Source organism: Sulfurovum sp. (assembly GCF_041551015.1).
Taxonomy (GTDB): domain Bacteria; phylum Campylobacterota; class Campylobacteria; order Campylobacterales; family Sulfurovaceae; genus Sulfurovum.
Window position 1 is genome coordinate 1 of sequence record NZ_JBFENQ010000042.1, and the last position, 12,551, is coordinate 12,551.

The following is a 12,551-nucleotide window of genomic DNA, read 5'->3' on the forward strand; positions in this document are numbered from 1 at the left end:
TCATAGAGTATCCTGATGTATTTTGGAGAGAAGAGGGCTTAAGTGGCTTTGCCATTTCGCATCTGGGACCTTTGAGTGAGATACATGATGCCTGTACCGAGGATAAAGCAGCACTCTTTGGTTTTATGAACAGTAATGCAAAATATGATAATTTAGAAGAAGATATCATCAATCAACTTACACGACTTTATGGAAGAAAAGCTGCCAATCCTTCCAAACTCTATCTTGTAGATTGGAAAAAAGAGACATATACGTCAACAGCACTTGATGCTATGCCTCTACGTGAACACCCTTCTTATGGTTTTGATGTGACACATTTTAATAAACAAATGATATTCTCCGGTACTGAGAGTGCTTATAGAGAAGGTGGATATTTGGAAGGTGCCATTACCGCTGCTAATCATGTAGCTAAACATACACTTCGTCCTTAAAGTTTATTTTTTATCCACTCAGCAATCATACTTAGCTCATCTTCTACAACAGTATGGTCTTTCGGATAGCTTTTAAAGTCTATCTCAAATCCTGCACTTTGTAATGTCTCAATTTGTGACTTTGATGTGTTAAAAGGTAGGACATCATCATAAGTTCCATGCGTACATAGCCAGTTGGAACTATTTACATTTGGATTCATCTCTTCTAAAAGATTGTTCGTATCATAGATATACCCGCTTACAGCGATGTATCCTGCAAGTACTTTTTCATATCTAGCTCCAAACTCAAAGGTTAGAAGTGAACCTTGGGAAAATCCAAATAAAAAGCTTTCATCTGCATTGAACTCTTCTTCAAAGAGTGTATCTAAGATATCTGCGAGTATAGCACTTGATTGTACAATGCCTTCTAATTGATTGGGTGGTAGATCATACCATGAGTAGCCGCCATAATAATAATAGGGAGCATCAAGTAAAAGGTAGTTCATCTCATCTATGTTGAGATAGGGTGGTAAAAAAGTAAATCCACGAGAGGAGTCACCACGACCATGAAGAATGATCATCAGCTTTTTGGAAGAAACTTTTGAGGGAATAAAAATATTGTTCAGTGGTAAATTTTCACGATTTTGCATATGGTGCTTTCCTGCATTGAATTGTTGATACTTAGTTAGGGGAAAGTATACTAAATTTATATTTAGAACAGATATACTTTCAATTATAGGATATAAGGAACATTATGGCAACCAAAGCAACTATCTATAAAGCATTACTGAACATTGCAAATATGGACAGCCACTATTATGCAGAGCATAACTTGACCATGGCAAAACACCCTTCAGAAACTGATTTACGTCTCATGATTCGATTGGTTGCCTTTATACTGAATGCGGATGAAGATCTAGAATTTTGTAAAGGTATATCTCAAGAGGATGAACCTGATCTATGGAAAAAGTCTTTGGGTGGAGAGATAACACTATGGGTAGATCTAGGTCAACCTGATGAAAAGCGCATTAAAAAGGCATGTGGACGTGCTGAAAAAGTGATTATCTATACCTATCAGGAAGGTATGGCTGCCTCCTGGTGGAAACAGATCCAAACATCACTTACACGTTTTTCCAATCTTCAAGTCATACATCTCTATATAGATGGTGATATAGAAGAGCTTACAAAACGTGCAATGTCAGTACAAGCCAATATATCTGACAATGAACTAACGTTAACGGATGATGAGCACAGTGTAGTAATTAGAGAAAAGAATTGGATGAGATGAAGTAACTATTTTACTTCATTTTTTCTAATGAGATCTATATATCTTTTTTAGTCGTAAGTATTAGATCTCTTTGGCTTCATTTGATACTATTTTAGTATAAAGATCAGAAAATATTGTATATTAAATGTATATATTTATTTTATGGTATGATGCCGTCTATACTGTTTACTGTGATAGGTAATAAATAAATACATGATAGGATTTTAAGGTTAAGATGAGTAAGTGTTATTGTAAAAGTGGATTAGATTTTTTCGAATGTTGTGAACCTATTTTAAGAGTGCAGCAAGTAGCACCGAGTGCACTGAGTCTTATGCGATCACGATACAGTGCTTATTGTTTAGGTGATGTGAACTATTTACAGGCTACAACGCATGATCACACATGGAGTGATGAAGAGCTAAAATTTATACAGGACTGGGCAGATAACAGTTACTGGCAGCACTTGGAGATCATAGATTTTAACGATGATATGGTCGAATTTAAAGCCTATTATATTTATGATGGAAAGCAGCATTTACACCATGAGAAGTCTACATTTTTAAAGGTCAATGATATGTGGAAGTATATTGATGGTGAAATCTACGAAGATAAAGTGTCGTTTTTACGTAATGAAAAATGCATCTGCGGAAGTGGTTTAAAATACAAACGATGCTGTTTCACTAAACTGTCATAAAATTGTATTAGACGGTTTTTATTCTTGAATAAATTCTAACAATAGCACATATTATTCCATAAACTATACTTATAATAATCATAATCATAACTTTATTTAAATTTAAGATTCATCTGTTATACTGGCATTAGATAAACTAATGATTAATATAAGGATTTGGAATGAAAAAATTAATATTATTGGCTCTTATGAGTACATTTGCAATGAGTGGTTTTACAACGAATGAAAATATGAAAGATGTATCTTCTATTGAAGAAAACAAAATACTTTGTAAAACATCTATTAAATATGCACTTGCATATAAAGATACAATGGCAAAAGATGAAGCATCTAAAGCAGCATTAGATATTTATAAAAAGGACGTTGTTGCAAATTGTGGAACAATCTCTGCAAGAGCATCATAGTAATACACACAACCTCTTAAGTATATGATCAGATATTTTCCTGATCATATACGCTTTTAAATATCATATCTCACCTACATTTATTTCCCAACATCATTTAAACTTTCTTGTTCTGTACGTATTTTATATAATGTAAAAATATTTAACATTTTTGTTGACTTTATTATAAAATAAGATTACACTTTAATATCATAAAACTACATAAAAGGATAGTATGATGATAAAAAGTAGTTCACTACTTCTTTCTAGCAGAGCTATGTGTTTAGTTGATAAATAGCCAACATGGTAATTAAAGAATGAAAATTTCACCTTTCACAATTGTAAAAGCAGTTTTGATTGGACTGCTTTCCATCTTTTTGATACTGATTCTAGTCTTTGGTAGTTGGGTACTCTGGGAACGAAACCGTGATGAGCTTGCAGCCATCGATTTTTACTCTGGTAAAGTTGAACTCTCACACGATACTACCTATAACTTATCATTTGAAGATCTGCCTGAACGCACATACCGTCATATAACATTGACAACGGAATATCAAGGCAATATCGAAGCGTTTATCTCTGAACCTAAAGTTATTCCTGAGGAAGGACTTCCCGTTGTCATTATTATGGGTGGTCTTGAAATTGATGCAGATATTTTTAGACTGATCCCCAATCCGGGAGAAAATATTTATGTCATTTTTAAATATCCCTACACTCCAGAGTACTGGTATGAGGGTGCACCTGTTGTTGAGGTCCCCATAATCAGGAAATCGGTATTGAGTGTACCATCTCAGGCATTGAGTTTGCATGAATGGGTATCTAAACAATCATGGACGCAGAAAGAACATGTTACATTTGCAGGTTATAGTTTTGGTGCGATGTTTTTGCCTGCGATCTACCATCTGGCTGGCAGTCGTGATAAAGTGTTAAATCCTGGGGTCATCGCCTATGCGGGTGCGGACATATCTGACCTTCTTTTCACGAACATGGACAAAATTAATTCGCCGTGGCGCTCATTCGGAGCATGGCTTGGTGAAACAGCTATCTATGGTATAGAACCGGCGCGCCATCTACCTTATATGAATAATGAATTTCTACTTATTAACGGGACAAGAGATCACCAGATATCAACATATAGCTGGGAAAAATTACATCGCATGATACCACAACCCAAAACGATTGTGATTCTTGATGAAGGGCATATGCACCCTCGTAAACCTGAATTGACCAAAAAATTGGTGAAGATTAGTAGGGAGTGGCTCCAGGAAAGAGGATTGGTCAATTAGAGGATAGTAAATTCTGCAAAGACCGTCATATGATCTAAATAGTTTTTTCATAGGTGATTTTACTTCTGTTTTCTTAATAGAGTTTTATTAAATCTTTTTCTATCACTCCATAATTTATGGTATATCAGGCACAGTAATGTTTTTATTGAGAGTTGCATATTCACGTCCAACTCTAGCAATGCTGGAAAATTTTAAACTTATTTTCTCTTTATCAGAGATGATCTCATTGTTAAGGTAGAGATGTTTTATCTCTAGAATGACAGGAATAGTTTTACTTCCTTTGAGATCAACCTCTTGTAAGTACTCACAAAAGAATGCAACTTTTATGCCTTCAGGCATAGGTGGAAACCCTTCAATTTGTTTTTGTGTAAATATACCAAATACTTCAAGTTCACTCTGTGATGCATCTAAATCTTTAGAACTTAAATGCATTGCTTCAAAATGATCTTCATCTACGATGCAAACTACACATTTTCTACCTTCACGTAAATTTCTGAGCGTATCTTTTGGGTTACCGTTTGTACGGTGACCTATGGAGACTATAAGTGTGGCAGGTTCTGAAGAGAGTGGTGTGAAGTAAGAAAAAGGAGCAATATTCAGTACTTCTCCCTCTGTAACTATCCATGCAATAGGTCTAGGTATGACAGTACTTGCCATAAGATGGTAACGTTCTGAGGCAGTTTTCTCTTTGAAATCTATGACCATTTTTTTACTTGATAAACTCGACTACTTCATCAAAAGACAGTCTTAACTGTGATGACTGTTCGTTAATTCTGTATCCAAATGGTACGATGACGGCTACTTGGTATTTGCTTGTATCTAAACCTAAAACTTCTTCTACATTCTCTTTCTCAAATCCTTCAATAGGACAAGAGTCTATACCTATAAAAGCAGCAGCTGTCATCATATTTCCTAATGCAATGTAGCTTTGTTTGGATGTCCATGCGTAGATATTTTCATCAGAACTTAGTGTCTTTTCCAAGTGTTTGGCATAGATATCCATGTAAAAGTCTAGGGTTTCTTGAGGCATATCACGTCTTGTAAATCTCTTTTTAGGCATACCGCTCTCAACCTTGGCATTTTCTATACCTGCAAGTATGATGACCAGGTGAGAACAGGAAGTAATTTGAACCTGATTCCAGCAGAAAGGTCTAAGTTTTGCTTTTAATTCTTCATTAGTGATGACAAGAAATTTCCATGCTTCCATACCAAATGAAGAGGGTGATTTTCTTCCTGCCTCTAAAATGTAATGTATCTCTTCATCACTTATCTTTTTGTTTTCATCAAATACTTTACAAGCATGTCTGAAATCCATGGCTTTACTAAAATTATTTTGCATCGTTCATCCTTTTTCTTAATATTGTTATAGATTAGCTTATATGTCATAGTATGTCAAGATTTATCTTGAAAGATATAAATAGTATTCTAATGTAAATTATCCTATTATAAATAAAAAATAAGGAGAAAAGATGCGATATGTATGGATATTGATGATAATAGGTTCATTTTTACAGGCAGATAGTTTTACTTTGGCAAGTGATACGCTCAAAGGACAGATGAGTAAAGCCCAGGAGTTTGATGGCTTTGGATGTAGCGGACAAAATATCTCTCCAGAACTGCATTGGAGTCATGCACCAAAGGGTACAAAAAGTTTTGCTATCACAGTATATGATCCTGACGCACCAACAGGTAGCGGATGGTGGCATTGGCTAATAGTGAATATTCCTGCTGATACAAATAAGATAGTTGCGGATGCTTCGGCAAAAAATGCACTACCAAAAGGTGCATTGGAAACAACGACTGATTATGGTCATTCCGGGTTTGGTGGTGCATGTCCTCCACAGGGAGATAAAGCCCATCGCTATATATTTACGGTACATGCATTGGACGTTGAGAATTTACCTGTAAAGGTGGATACTAAGAGTGCAGTGGTAGGCTTTATGGTAAACAAACATACTATTCAAAAAGCATCTGTGATCTCTTATTATCAAAGAGATTAAGTTTTTATAGTTTCCGCTTCAATCCATTGAAGGTAGTGTAGATTCGCACCTTCTATGGGGATCATGATAATTTCCGGTACATCATAGGTATGCATATGTTCGATTTCTGTTTGAATCTTCACAAAGAGTGATCTTTTTGTTTTCATCTGAAGGAGTATTTCTTCAGACTTTATGACTTTCCCTTGCCAATGATACGCACTTTGTATGGTTGTAGATTGTACACAGGCAACAAGTTTCTTTTCCAAGAGTAGCTGCGTGATGGCATCGGCATTTTCTTTTGAATCTGTGGTGGTAGTAATGATACAGTAATCAGAGGCTTCCATTTTCTACCTTTTCTATAAAATCTTCTACACAGACTACAAGCATGTTGTACACATGTTCAAATCCCTCAAACCCATTAAAGAAGTAAGGATCAGGTACATCTTCTCCTTGAAAGTTTCCAAAGTCACCCATCAAATAAACATTGTCAAATCCAAAGGCTTCCAAATCGGCTTTGTTATGTTTGTCCATGGCCACAACATACTTAAAGAGTGAAATGTCCTCTTTTGTAATGGGACGTGATTGTTGTTGACTGATATCAACATTGTATTGATCAGCTATTTTAATAGAATATTCACAAGGAGCTTCACCTATGTGCCAGTCACTTGTCCCAGCAGAGTCTATAAAAACTTCAAGATTCTTTTTGTTGACTAGCTGCTCTGCAACACCATGGGCGAGAGGACTACGACAAATATTTCCCAAGCATACGAATAAAATACGATTCATAATTTTCCTTTTATATCTATAGTGTACAATAGCAAAAATATTACTATTCTTTGATAAAAATCATGGAAAAAAATGAAAGAACTATAAGTATGAAAATCAATGTGATCATAATCGATAAAAAAGGAAAAGATAACTTATATGCCGGTTTGATAGAGCATTATAAAAAGATAGCAAAACCATTTGCAAAAGTCGAAGTCATTGAAGTTTTTGATAAAGAGATAGCCAAAGCACAGGATATTTCACCTGAGGCTGCTCAAAAATCATACACAAGAGCATTAGAGAAATATTTGGATTCTGGTATAAATATAGCGTTAGATCCATCTTCTAAAGAAGTGGATAGTCATGAATTCGCAAATTTGCTTAAGGATAGCGTTCAGGTGAATCTCTTTATTGGCGGTGCATACGGCTTTGAGAGGGATTTTTTGACTAAATGTAATAATACAATATCATTTGGTAAAATAACGCTTTCACATAAACTGGTGAAAGTTGTATTGATGGAACAGATCTTTAGAGGGCTGACCATTAACAATAATCACCCATATCATAAATAGGAAAACCTTTGATGTTAACAGAAATAGAGTTAAACGATTTTCAAAATAAATTACTAGATAGAAGAGTACAGATAGAAAAAAACCTTAGAGGTACTACCCTTGAGTTAGAGGGAATGAGAGAACTTGAACTAAATGATGAAGGTGATTATGCTGCTGCATCTGCAGAAACTATTGTAGATAGTGCAATTTTGGTGCAACAGCGTAAAGAATTAAACGAAATTGAACTTGCTTTAGATAAAATAAAAGCAGGGTCTTTCGGTATATGTGAAATGTGTGAAGAGCCTATAGCAAAAGAACGTTTAGCAGTAAAGAACTTTGCACGTTTTTGTATCACATGTCGAGAGATCAACGAAAAAGAAACCAAATAGATTTTCTATTTTAAAGCAACAGATTACTCAAACTCTCTGATGAAGGGAATAGAGTGTTACATACATTTGATGCTTTACTCTATTTGCGTAGCTCACATCATAAGGGGATAAAATGAGACTTGCTCTGTATATTTTTGCTACTTTCGCACTGATGGCAATTGTTGCTGCGTTTACCTATACTGTTAATCCAGACCACTATACGATAGAGTTGATGGGGATTAATTTTAATTTTCCTGTAGCTGTCTGGATTATTTTGCCTATGCTAATTTTGCTCATCTTTACATTGGTACATATGTTCTTTTATGGCTTGAAGAATTATTTTATACTTAAAAAATGGCAGAAAGATGCAAATACTTTAGAAGATGCACTTTACTGGTCACTGGTCAATGAGCCAAAAGAACAAAAGTATGGGATAGATTTAATAGGAAACTCTGCATTACTTTTAGGAAAAGCATCTCTCAATATTTCTGATAATGTGGAGGGATTGACACCAAGACTTGCACGGGTTGTTAATATTATACAGAAGATCAAAAATGGTGACTATGTTGACTTTAAAGAAGAAAAAATGGCTAAAGTCTTCAATGCAGGAAATCCAATTTTAATACAAAACAGACTGAACCGTCTAGAATCTGATGATAAATTTGTTGCAGATGTACTGAAGTCTACCTCAGAATACTCTAAAATCGTACAGGCAGAAGCACTTGAGATCTTTGCTCGTAAAGAGAATTTCGTAAAAGCCCAAAAATATGCGAAAGTTTTTGATATTCAAAGCTTTTTTACTATGCTTGAAAGAGTTACTGCAGAAGATAATCTAGAGCTTACGCCTGAGATACTTACAGATTTTGTAAAAGCACTTGATCTTAGCTGTCAAGATTTTATTAAAATTGCTTCAGTAACTAAGAAATATTTTAATCCCGAAGAGAACCTGACACTTTTCAGAGGCTATCAACTTGAAAATTCTAAAGCACAAAATGCTTATCTTTATCTTCTGTTTGAATATGAGCTATTGGAACAGGTTGCACTCTATTTGAATGAACAAGAAGATCATGAATTTATAAAATTTAGAGCACTATGGGATTTAAAACAAGAACATACTAAATATAAATTAAAAGATATTATCGATATAAACTCTGTATGTAATGAAACTAGACTTTAGTAAACCGATCTACGCTTTAGCCCCTCTTGCGGGCTTTACAGATCTCCCTTTTCGTTCCGTTGTTAAGAAATTTGGTGTTGACCTAACCATTTCAGAGATGATAAGCTCTAATGCATTGGTCCATAACTCTAAGAAAACATATCGTATGCTGGAAAAGAGTCCTATAGAAGACCCATATGCCATCCAAATAGCGGGTTCTGACCTAGATGTCATTAAGCGTGCAGTAGAAATAATCAATGAAAGAGATGGTATTACGGCAATAGATCTCAATTGTGGCTGTCCCGCACCAAAAGTAGTGAACAATCTTCAGGGTTCATCTTTACTTACAGATCTGCCTCAAATGGCTAAAGTGATAGAAACGATTAAAAAATACTCTAACAAAGAATATACTTCAGTGAAGTTTCGTTTGGGTTTTAACGAAAAAAACCATGAAGAGATAGCACATATCTGCCAAGAATCTGGAGCAGACTACATCGCTGTACATGGAAGAACAAGAGCAGGTAGATACAAAGCGCCTGTAGATTATGATGCGATCGCAGAGGTAAAACAAGCCGTATCCATACCAGTCCTTGCTAACGGTGATATTGACTCTCCTGCAAAAGCGAAATGGGTACTGGAATATACAGGTGCAGACGGCGTGATGATTGGACGTGCAGCGATAGGAAAGCCATGGATATTTCAACAAATTAAAGAAGGCATGGAAGAACCAACCTCCGAACTCATCAAAGAAGTTGTTTTGGAACATTTTGATCAAATGATTAAACATTATGACAAGTATGGAGCGATCGTCTTCAGAAAAAACCTTCATTCCTACTCTAAAGCAGGATATCAAGGGGCTTCTGCATTTAGAAATGATGTGAATCGAATAGAAGATCCAAAAGAAATGAGAGCAGCTATAGAAGCATTTTTCTCACAGCCTCTTTTATATGAGGTTTGATGCATATCAAATCTCTTGGAGATCAATTAGACTATAATCTTTCAAAAAACAGGATTCTCTTATGACCTTTGTTCTTATTAAAACCATCCACCTTTTTGCAGCATTCATTTACGGTGGATTTCTCATTGTTGACAACCTCTTTTTAGTGCATATTAAGAAATCATATGATGTACAAGAACATAAACAGATCAGAGAGTCATTTATGAAATATGTCCGTAAAGTTGTACCACCCAGTCTACTCGTAGCAGTCATTACAGGACTTTATCTTATCACACAGGTGTTTGGCACTATTGATGAAGAGGGGATGAGCTCATTTCAAGTGATGCTGTCAATCAAGGCTTTCCTAGGCATATGGTTGGGAATAAGAGGTTTTGCTCAAGTTTATCTGGGTATTCAACCTTTGGTATTTAAAAGCCATGTCTTACCATTTACTTTTGTGGTGACTATACTCTTTTTATCTCAGTTTATGTATGTTTAAAACCTAAGTATCTTTACGTGATCTTTCTACAAGTATAGAGAGTACAAAACTACTAAATACAAAGCCTAAAAAGAGAAAGAATCCTACCTGTAAGTCAGTACCGTTAGACGTAATGACATTGACAGGTTCACTTTGTTTTACCAATTTTTTCAACTCATTTTCTATCATGCTGTCAAGTCCTAAATATGCCATAAATATGGAAACGACCATCACGTCCGCCATAGACCATTTTGTAGAACGTAATGCAAAGAAACGAACAATGCCATTGTTCCCTATAAAACTTCTGCTATAAAAGTATAGATACGTAGAGATAAGTTTTAAAGTCGGGAAAATGATACTGAACATCACTAACAGTACACCCACAAATATCATCTTGATCTCATCAGATTCCAACAATAATTGGACCAGGTCAGAGATGCTTTTGCTTTTGAAAAAAATGACTTGATCTGTAAAAGTAAGGGGTTTTTCGAGTATTATGAAGTAGAGTTTATTTATTTTAGCTTCAATATCTAGCATAGGCAGGAAAAGGCCAGCAATGAGTAAGGCAGTACTTGTCACAGAAAGTAAAAGTAGTGAAATAGATTTTAGTATGGTTCCTTGAAGTATGATAAGTATGATCAGAATAGCAGCCATTGATAAGATAGATATAGTGTAGAGATTCATCTCATCTGATTTTTGTTTAAGTTGTGTATCCAAAAGAGCACTGCATGTCTCAAAGTCGTTACATTCATAAACTTCAAGTATTTGATTGTATCCAGTCATATCAACGGGATCAATATTGGTTTTCATGAATTGATGAAGTTTGTCTTTCATGACCGCTTTAAGGATCTTTTGATTTGCAGGTTTTTCCAGTTCATTCATTACAGCATCAGTATATTGAGGTACTTTTGTTCGTAAGTTTCTAATATCGACAAGCTCATCGGTGATCATCTGTTTAGTATCACCATAGAGGCTCTCAAAAAAACCTCTTTTTCTTTCGTTTTTTCTTCGTACTGTTTTGTCTGCTTCAACAATGAGTGTATCTATAACGGTTTCCACATATTTTTTGATCTCTTCACGACTTGTTGAAGTAAAATCAAATTCATCAATTTTTTGATGAAAGACAGAGGAGATCTTATTTGTCCACACATTAGAGTTGAGTAGACCATACTGCAGACTGTGCAATTCTTCATAATCTACTTTTAAATATTTTGCTTCTTTACCTGTATCGAGAAGAAGTGTTATAGTATAAATCATTGAAGAGAGTAGTAGAGCACTTAAGATCATCAACCAATATGAAAATATTTTTTTAACGTTTTGTGTAATAAATGCCATTTCCCATACTTCCTACATTGATTTTAATTATTTTAGTTTTATATACTATGAGTATAGCTAAATTAGTGTAAACATTAAGAAAAATGTTATAATTCCAACTTAATTTTTGGAGTAGTGGAAATGTTTGTAGAACTTATACTGGTTGGTATCTTTATTGGTACGATGTCAGGCTTTTTTGGTATCGGTGGCGGTATGATTCTTGTACCTATACTTTTAGTACTTGGTTTTGACACTAAAGATGCCATCGGTATTTCCATTATTCAAATGGTATTTAGTTCTATTTACGGTTCATATCTGAACTTCAGAAAAGGCTCACTCGTCATCGGTGAAGGGATATTTGTAGGCTTTGGAGGCTTTGTGGGTGGATATATCGGCGGGTATGTTACACAGTATATCTCCGATATAGTCCTGCAGTTTCTCTTTCTTGGACTATTGATCTTTGCACTATTTAGACTTTTTTTCTCTAAACATCATGAGGATGATGGAAAGACTAAGACACTGAATAAAGCACTACTTTTCGGTATCGGTTTGGGGATTGGGGTATTCTCTATCACCCTTGGTATCGGAGGGTCTATTATACTTACTCCGCTTCTAGTAGGTTTATTGCATTATCCTATAAAAAAAGCGGTGAGTGCAGGGCTATTCTTTGTGGTCTTCTCTTCGGTAGCAGGAATGATAAGCCGGCTTAGTACCGGAACGATAGACTTTAATAATGGTTTGGTTGTGGCTTTAGCTTCATTAGTGGGTGTAGCATTGGGTATCTGGCTCAAAGACCACGTAACCTCCAAAAATCATAAGATAGCACTTTTAGCACTTTATATGTTTGCTTTGGTTATCTTGATAAAAAAAATGTGGTTTTAATACATAGGATATAAAGAATGAAAAATGATATGATAAAAGTATATGGTGCAAAAGAAAATAACTTAAAAAATATAGACATAA

General features: G+C 35.1%; 18 protein-coding genes. 12 read left to right on the top strand and 6 right to left on the bottom strand.

What is annotated here, in order from left to right:
- The coding region (locus tag ABZC96_RS04215; RefSeq protein ID WP_373029305.1) for an FAD-dependent oxidoreductase at positions 1-431 on the top strand (431 nt) is incomplete at its 5' end.
- Here the strand turns inward: ABZC96_RS04215 and ABZC96_RS04220 are convergent.
- Positions 428-1,060, bottom strand: a complete 633-nt coding sequence (locus ABZC96_RS04220) for an alpha/beta hydrolase (RefSeq protein ID WP_373029307.1) — start codon at positions 1,058-1,060, stop codon at positions 428-430. The genes ABZC96_RS04215 and ABZC96_RS04220 overlap by 4 nt on opposite strands.
- 104 nt (positions 1,061-1,164) lie before the next feature.
- On the opposite strand from ABZC96_RS04220, the gene ABZC96_RS04225 reads away from it, so the two are divergent.
- From ABZC96_RS04225 to ABZC96_RS04240, 4 genes are all read left to right on the top strand, one after another.
- A complete protein-coding gene (locus ABZC96_RS04225) occupies positions 1,165-1,698 on the top strand; it encodes a YaeQ family protein (RefSeq protein WP_373029308.1) in 534 nt (177 codons plus the stop codon).
- Positions 1,699-1,912: 214 nt separating this feature from the next.
- Positions 1,913-2,371 (top strand): YchJ family protein, encoded by a 459-nt coding sequence (locus ABZC96_RS04230; RefSeq protein WP_373029309.1) that lies wholly within the window; start codon positions 1,913-1,915, stop codon positions 2,369-2,371.
- Positions 2,372-2,532: 161 nt separating this feature from the next.
- Positions 2,533-2,775, top strand: coding sequence for a hypothetical protein (locus ABZC96_RS04235; protein WP_373029310.1), 243 nt, complete (start codon positions 2,533-2,535; stop codon positions 2,773-2,775).
- Between the two features lie 296 nt (positions 2,776-3,071).
- A complete protein-coding gene (locus ABZC96_RS04240; RefSeq protein WP_373029311.1) occupies positions 3,072-4,040 on the top strand; it encodes an alpha/beta fold hydrolase in 969 nt (322 codons plus the stop codon).
- 114 nt (positions 4,041-4,154) lie between these two features.
- Here the strand turns inward: ABZC96_RS04240 and ABZC96_RS04245 are convergent, their stop codons facing one another.
- Positions 4,155-4,745, bottom strand: coding sequence for a flavin reductase family protein (locus ABZC96_RS04245; protein ID WP_373029313.1), 591 nt, complete (start codon positions 4,743-4,745; stop codon positions 4,155-4,157).
- 4 nt (positions 4,746-4,749) lie between these two features.
- A complete protein-coding gene (locus ABZC96_RS04250) occupies positions 4,750-5,379 on the bottom strand; it encodes an NAD(P)H-dependent oxidoreductase (protein ID WP_373029315.1) in 630 nt (209 codons plus the stop codon).
- Positions 5,380-5,509: 130 nt separating this feature from the next.
- Here ABZC96_RS04250 and ABZC96_RS04255 point away from each other — a divergent pair, with 130 nt between their 5' ends.
- Entirely contained in the window at positions 5,510-6,040 is a 531-nt protein-coding gene (locus ABZC96_RS04255; RefSeq protein WP_373029316.1) for a YbhB/YbcL family Raf kinase inhibitor-like protein, read from the top strand.
- On the opposite strand, the gene cutA is transcribed toward ABZC96_RS04255, so the two are convergent.
- Positions 6,037-6,363, bottom strand: coding sequence for a divalent-cation tolerance protein CutA (gene cutA, locus ABZC96_RS04260; RefSeq protein ID WP_373029318.1), 327 nt, complete (start codon positions 6,361-6,363; stop codon positions 6,037-6,039). The two genes, ABZC96_RS04255 and cutA, sit on opposite strands and share 4 nt — an antisense overlap.
- Positions 6,350-6,805, bottom strand: a complete 456-nt coding sequence (locus ABZC96_RS04265; RefSeq protein ID WP_373029319.1) for a low molecular weight protein-tyrosine-phosphatase — start codon at positions 6,803-6,805, stop codon at positions 6,350-6,352. The genes cutA and ABZC96_RS04265 overlap by 14 nt, the downstream gene beginning before the upstream one ends.
- An 89-nt stretch (positions 6,806-6,894) precedes the next feature.
- Here ABZC96_RS04265 and ABZC96_RS04270 point away from each other — a divergent pair, with 89 nt between their 5' ends.
- The 5 genes from ABZC96_RS04270 to ABZC96_RS04290 all read left to right on the top strand — a co-directional run bounded on the left by ABZC96_RS04270 (position 6,895) and on the right by ABZC96_RS04290 (position 10,295).
- Positions 6,895-7,356 (top strand): 23S rRNA (pseudouridine(1915)-N(3))-methyltransferase RlmH, encoded by a 462-nt coding sequence (locus ABZC96_RS04270; RefSeq protein ID WP_373029321.1) that lies wholly within the window; start codon positions 6,895-6,897, stop codon positions 7,354-7,356.
- An 11-nt stretch (positions 7,357-7,367) separates the two neighbouring features.
- A complete protein-coding gene (gene dksA / locus ABZC96_RS04275) occupies positions 7,368-7,724 on the top strand; it encodes an RNA polymerase-binding protein DksA (protein ID WP_373029322.1) in 357 nt (118 codons plus the stop codon).
- 112 nt (positions 7,725-7,836) lie between these two features.
- On the top strand, positions 7,837-8,880 hold the full coding sequence (locus tag ABZC96_RS04280) for a hypothetical protein (RefSeq protein ID WP_373029323.1): 1,044 nt from the start codon (positions 7,837-7,839) through the stop codon (positions 8,878-8,880).
- Positions 8,864-9,817 carry a tRNA dihydrouridine synthase gene (locus ABZC96_RS04285; protein ID WP_373029324.1) on the top strand — a complete coding sequence of 318 codons (954 nt, stop codon included), beginning with the start codon at positions 8,864-8,866 and terminating at the stop codon, positions 9,815-9,817. Before ABZC96_RS04280 ends, ABZC96_RS04285 begins: the two co-directional genes overlap by 17 nt.
- 61 nt (positions 9,818-9,878) lie before the next feature.
- Positions 9,879-10,295, top strand: coding sequence for a hypothetical protein (locus ABZC96_RS04290; RefSeq protein ID WP_373029325.1), 417 nt, complete (start codon positions 9,879-9,881; stop codon positions 10,293-10,295).
- A gap of 3 nt (positions 10,296-10,298) precedes the next feature.
- On the opposite strand, the gene ABZC96_RS04295 is transcribed toward ABZC96_RS04290, so the two are convergent.
- A complete protein-coding gene (locus ABZC96_RS04295) occupies positions 10,299-11,609 on the bottom strand; it encodes a paraquat-inducible protein A (protein WP_373029326.1) in 1,311 nt (436 codons plus the stop codon).
- A gap of 120 nt (positions 11,610-11,729) precedes the next feature.
- Between ABZC96_RS04295 and ABZC96_RS04300 the strand changes: the two genes are divergently transcribed.
- Positions 11,730-12,470, top strand: a complete 741-nt coding sequence (locus tag ABZC96_RS04300; protein ID WP_373029327.1) for a sulfite exporter TauE/SafE family protein — start codon at positions 11,730-11,732, stop codon at positions 12,468-12,470.
- Positions 12,471-12,551 lie beyond the last annotated feature (81 nt).

What these genes read in the sequence shown, in the direction of transcription:
- dksA (WP_373029322.1), top strand. Translation starts at nt 7,368, where the DNA reads ATGTTAACAGAAATAGAGTTAAACGATTTTCAAAATAAATTACTAGAT.
- ABZC96_RS04295 (WP_373029326.1), bottom strand. Translation starts at nt 11,609, where the DNA reads ATGGCATTTATTACACAAAACGTTAAAAAAATATTTTCATATTGGTTG.
- ABZC96_RS04255 (WP_373029316.1), top strand. Translation starts at nt 5,510, where the DNA reads ATGCGATATGTATGGATATTGATGATAATAGGTTCATTTTTACAGGCA.
- ABZC96_RS04270 (WP_373029321.1), top strand. Translation starts at nt 6,895, where the DNA reads ATGAAAATCAATGTGATCATAATCGATAAAAAAGGAAAAGATAACTTA.
- ABZC96_RS04265 (WP_373029319.1), bottom strand. Translation starts at nt 6,805, where the DNA reads ATGAATCGTATTTTATTCGTATGCTTGGGAAATATTTGTCGTAGTCCT.
- ABZC96_RS04250 (WP_373029315.1), bottom strand. Translation starts at nt 5,379, where the DNA reads ATGCAAAATAATTTTAGTAAAGCCATGGATTTCAGACATGCTTGTAAA.
- ABZC96_RS04290 (WP_373029325.1), top strand. Translation starts at nt 9,879, where the DNA reads ATGACCTTTGTTCTTATTAAAACCATCCACCTTTTTGCAGCATTCATT.
- ABZC96_RS04300 (WP_373029327.1), top strand. Translation starts at nt 11,730, where the DNA reads ATGTTTGTAGAACTTATACTGGTTGGTATCTTTATTGGTACGATGTCA.
- ABZC96_RS04230 (WP_373029309.1), top strand. Translation starts at nt 1,913, where the DNA reads ATGAGTAAGTGTTATTGTAAAAGTGGATTAGATTTTTTCGAATGTTGT.
- ABZC96_RS04225 (WP_373029308.1), top strand. Translation starts at nt 1,165, where the DNA reads ATGGCAACCAAAGCAACTATCTATAAAGCATTACTGAACATTGCAAAT.
- ABZC96_RS04235 (WP_373029310.1), top strand. Translation starts at nt 2,533, where the DNA reads ATGAAAAAATTAATATTATTGGCTCTTATGAGTACATTTGCAATGAGT.
- ABZC96_RS04285 (WP_373029324.1), top strand. Translation starts at nt 8,864, where the DNA reads ATGAAACTAGACTTTAGTAAACCGATCTACGCTTTAGCCCCTCTTGCG.
- ABZC96_RS04240 (WP_373029311.1), top strand. Translation starts at nt 3,072, where the DNA reads ATGAAAATTTCACCTTTCACAATTGTAAAAGCAGTTTTGATTGGACTG.
- cutA (WP_373029318.1), bottom strand. Translation starts at nt 6,363, where the DNA reads ATGGAAGCCTCTGATTACTGTATCATTACTACCACCACAGATTCAAAA.
- ABZC96_RS04280 (WP_373029323.1), top strand. Translation starts at nt 7,837, where the DNA reads ATGAGACTTGCTCTGTATATTTTTGCTACTTTCGCACTGATGGCAATT.
- ABZC96_RS04245 (WP_373029313.1), bottom strand. Translation starts at nt 4,745, where the DNA reads ATGGTCATAGATTTCAAAGAGAAAACTGCCTCAGAACGTTACCATCTT.
- ABZC96_RS04220 (WP_373029307.1), bottom strand. Translation starts at nt 1,060, where the DNA reads ATGCAAAATCGTGAAAATTTACCACTGAACAATATTTTTATTCCCTCA.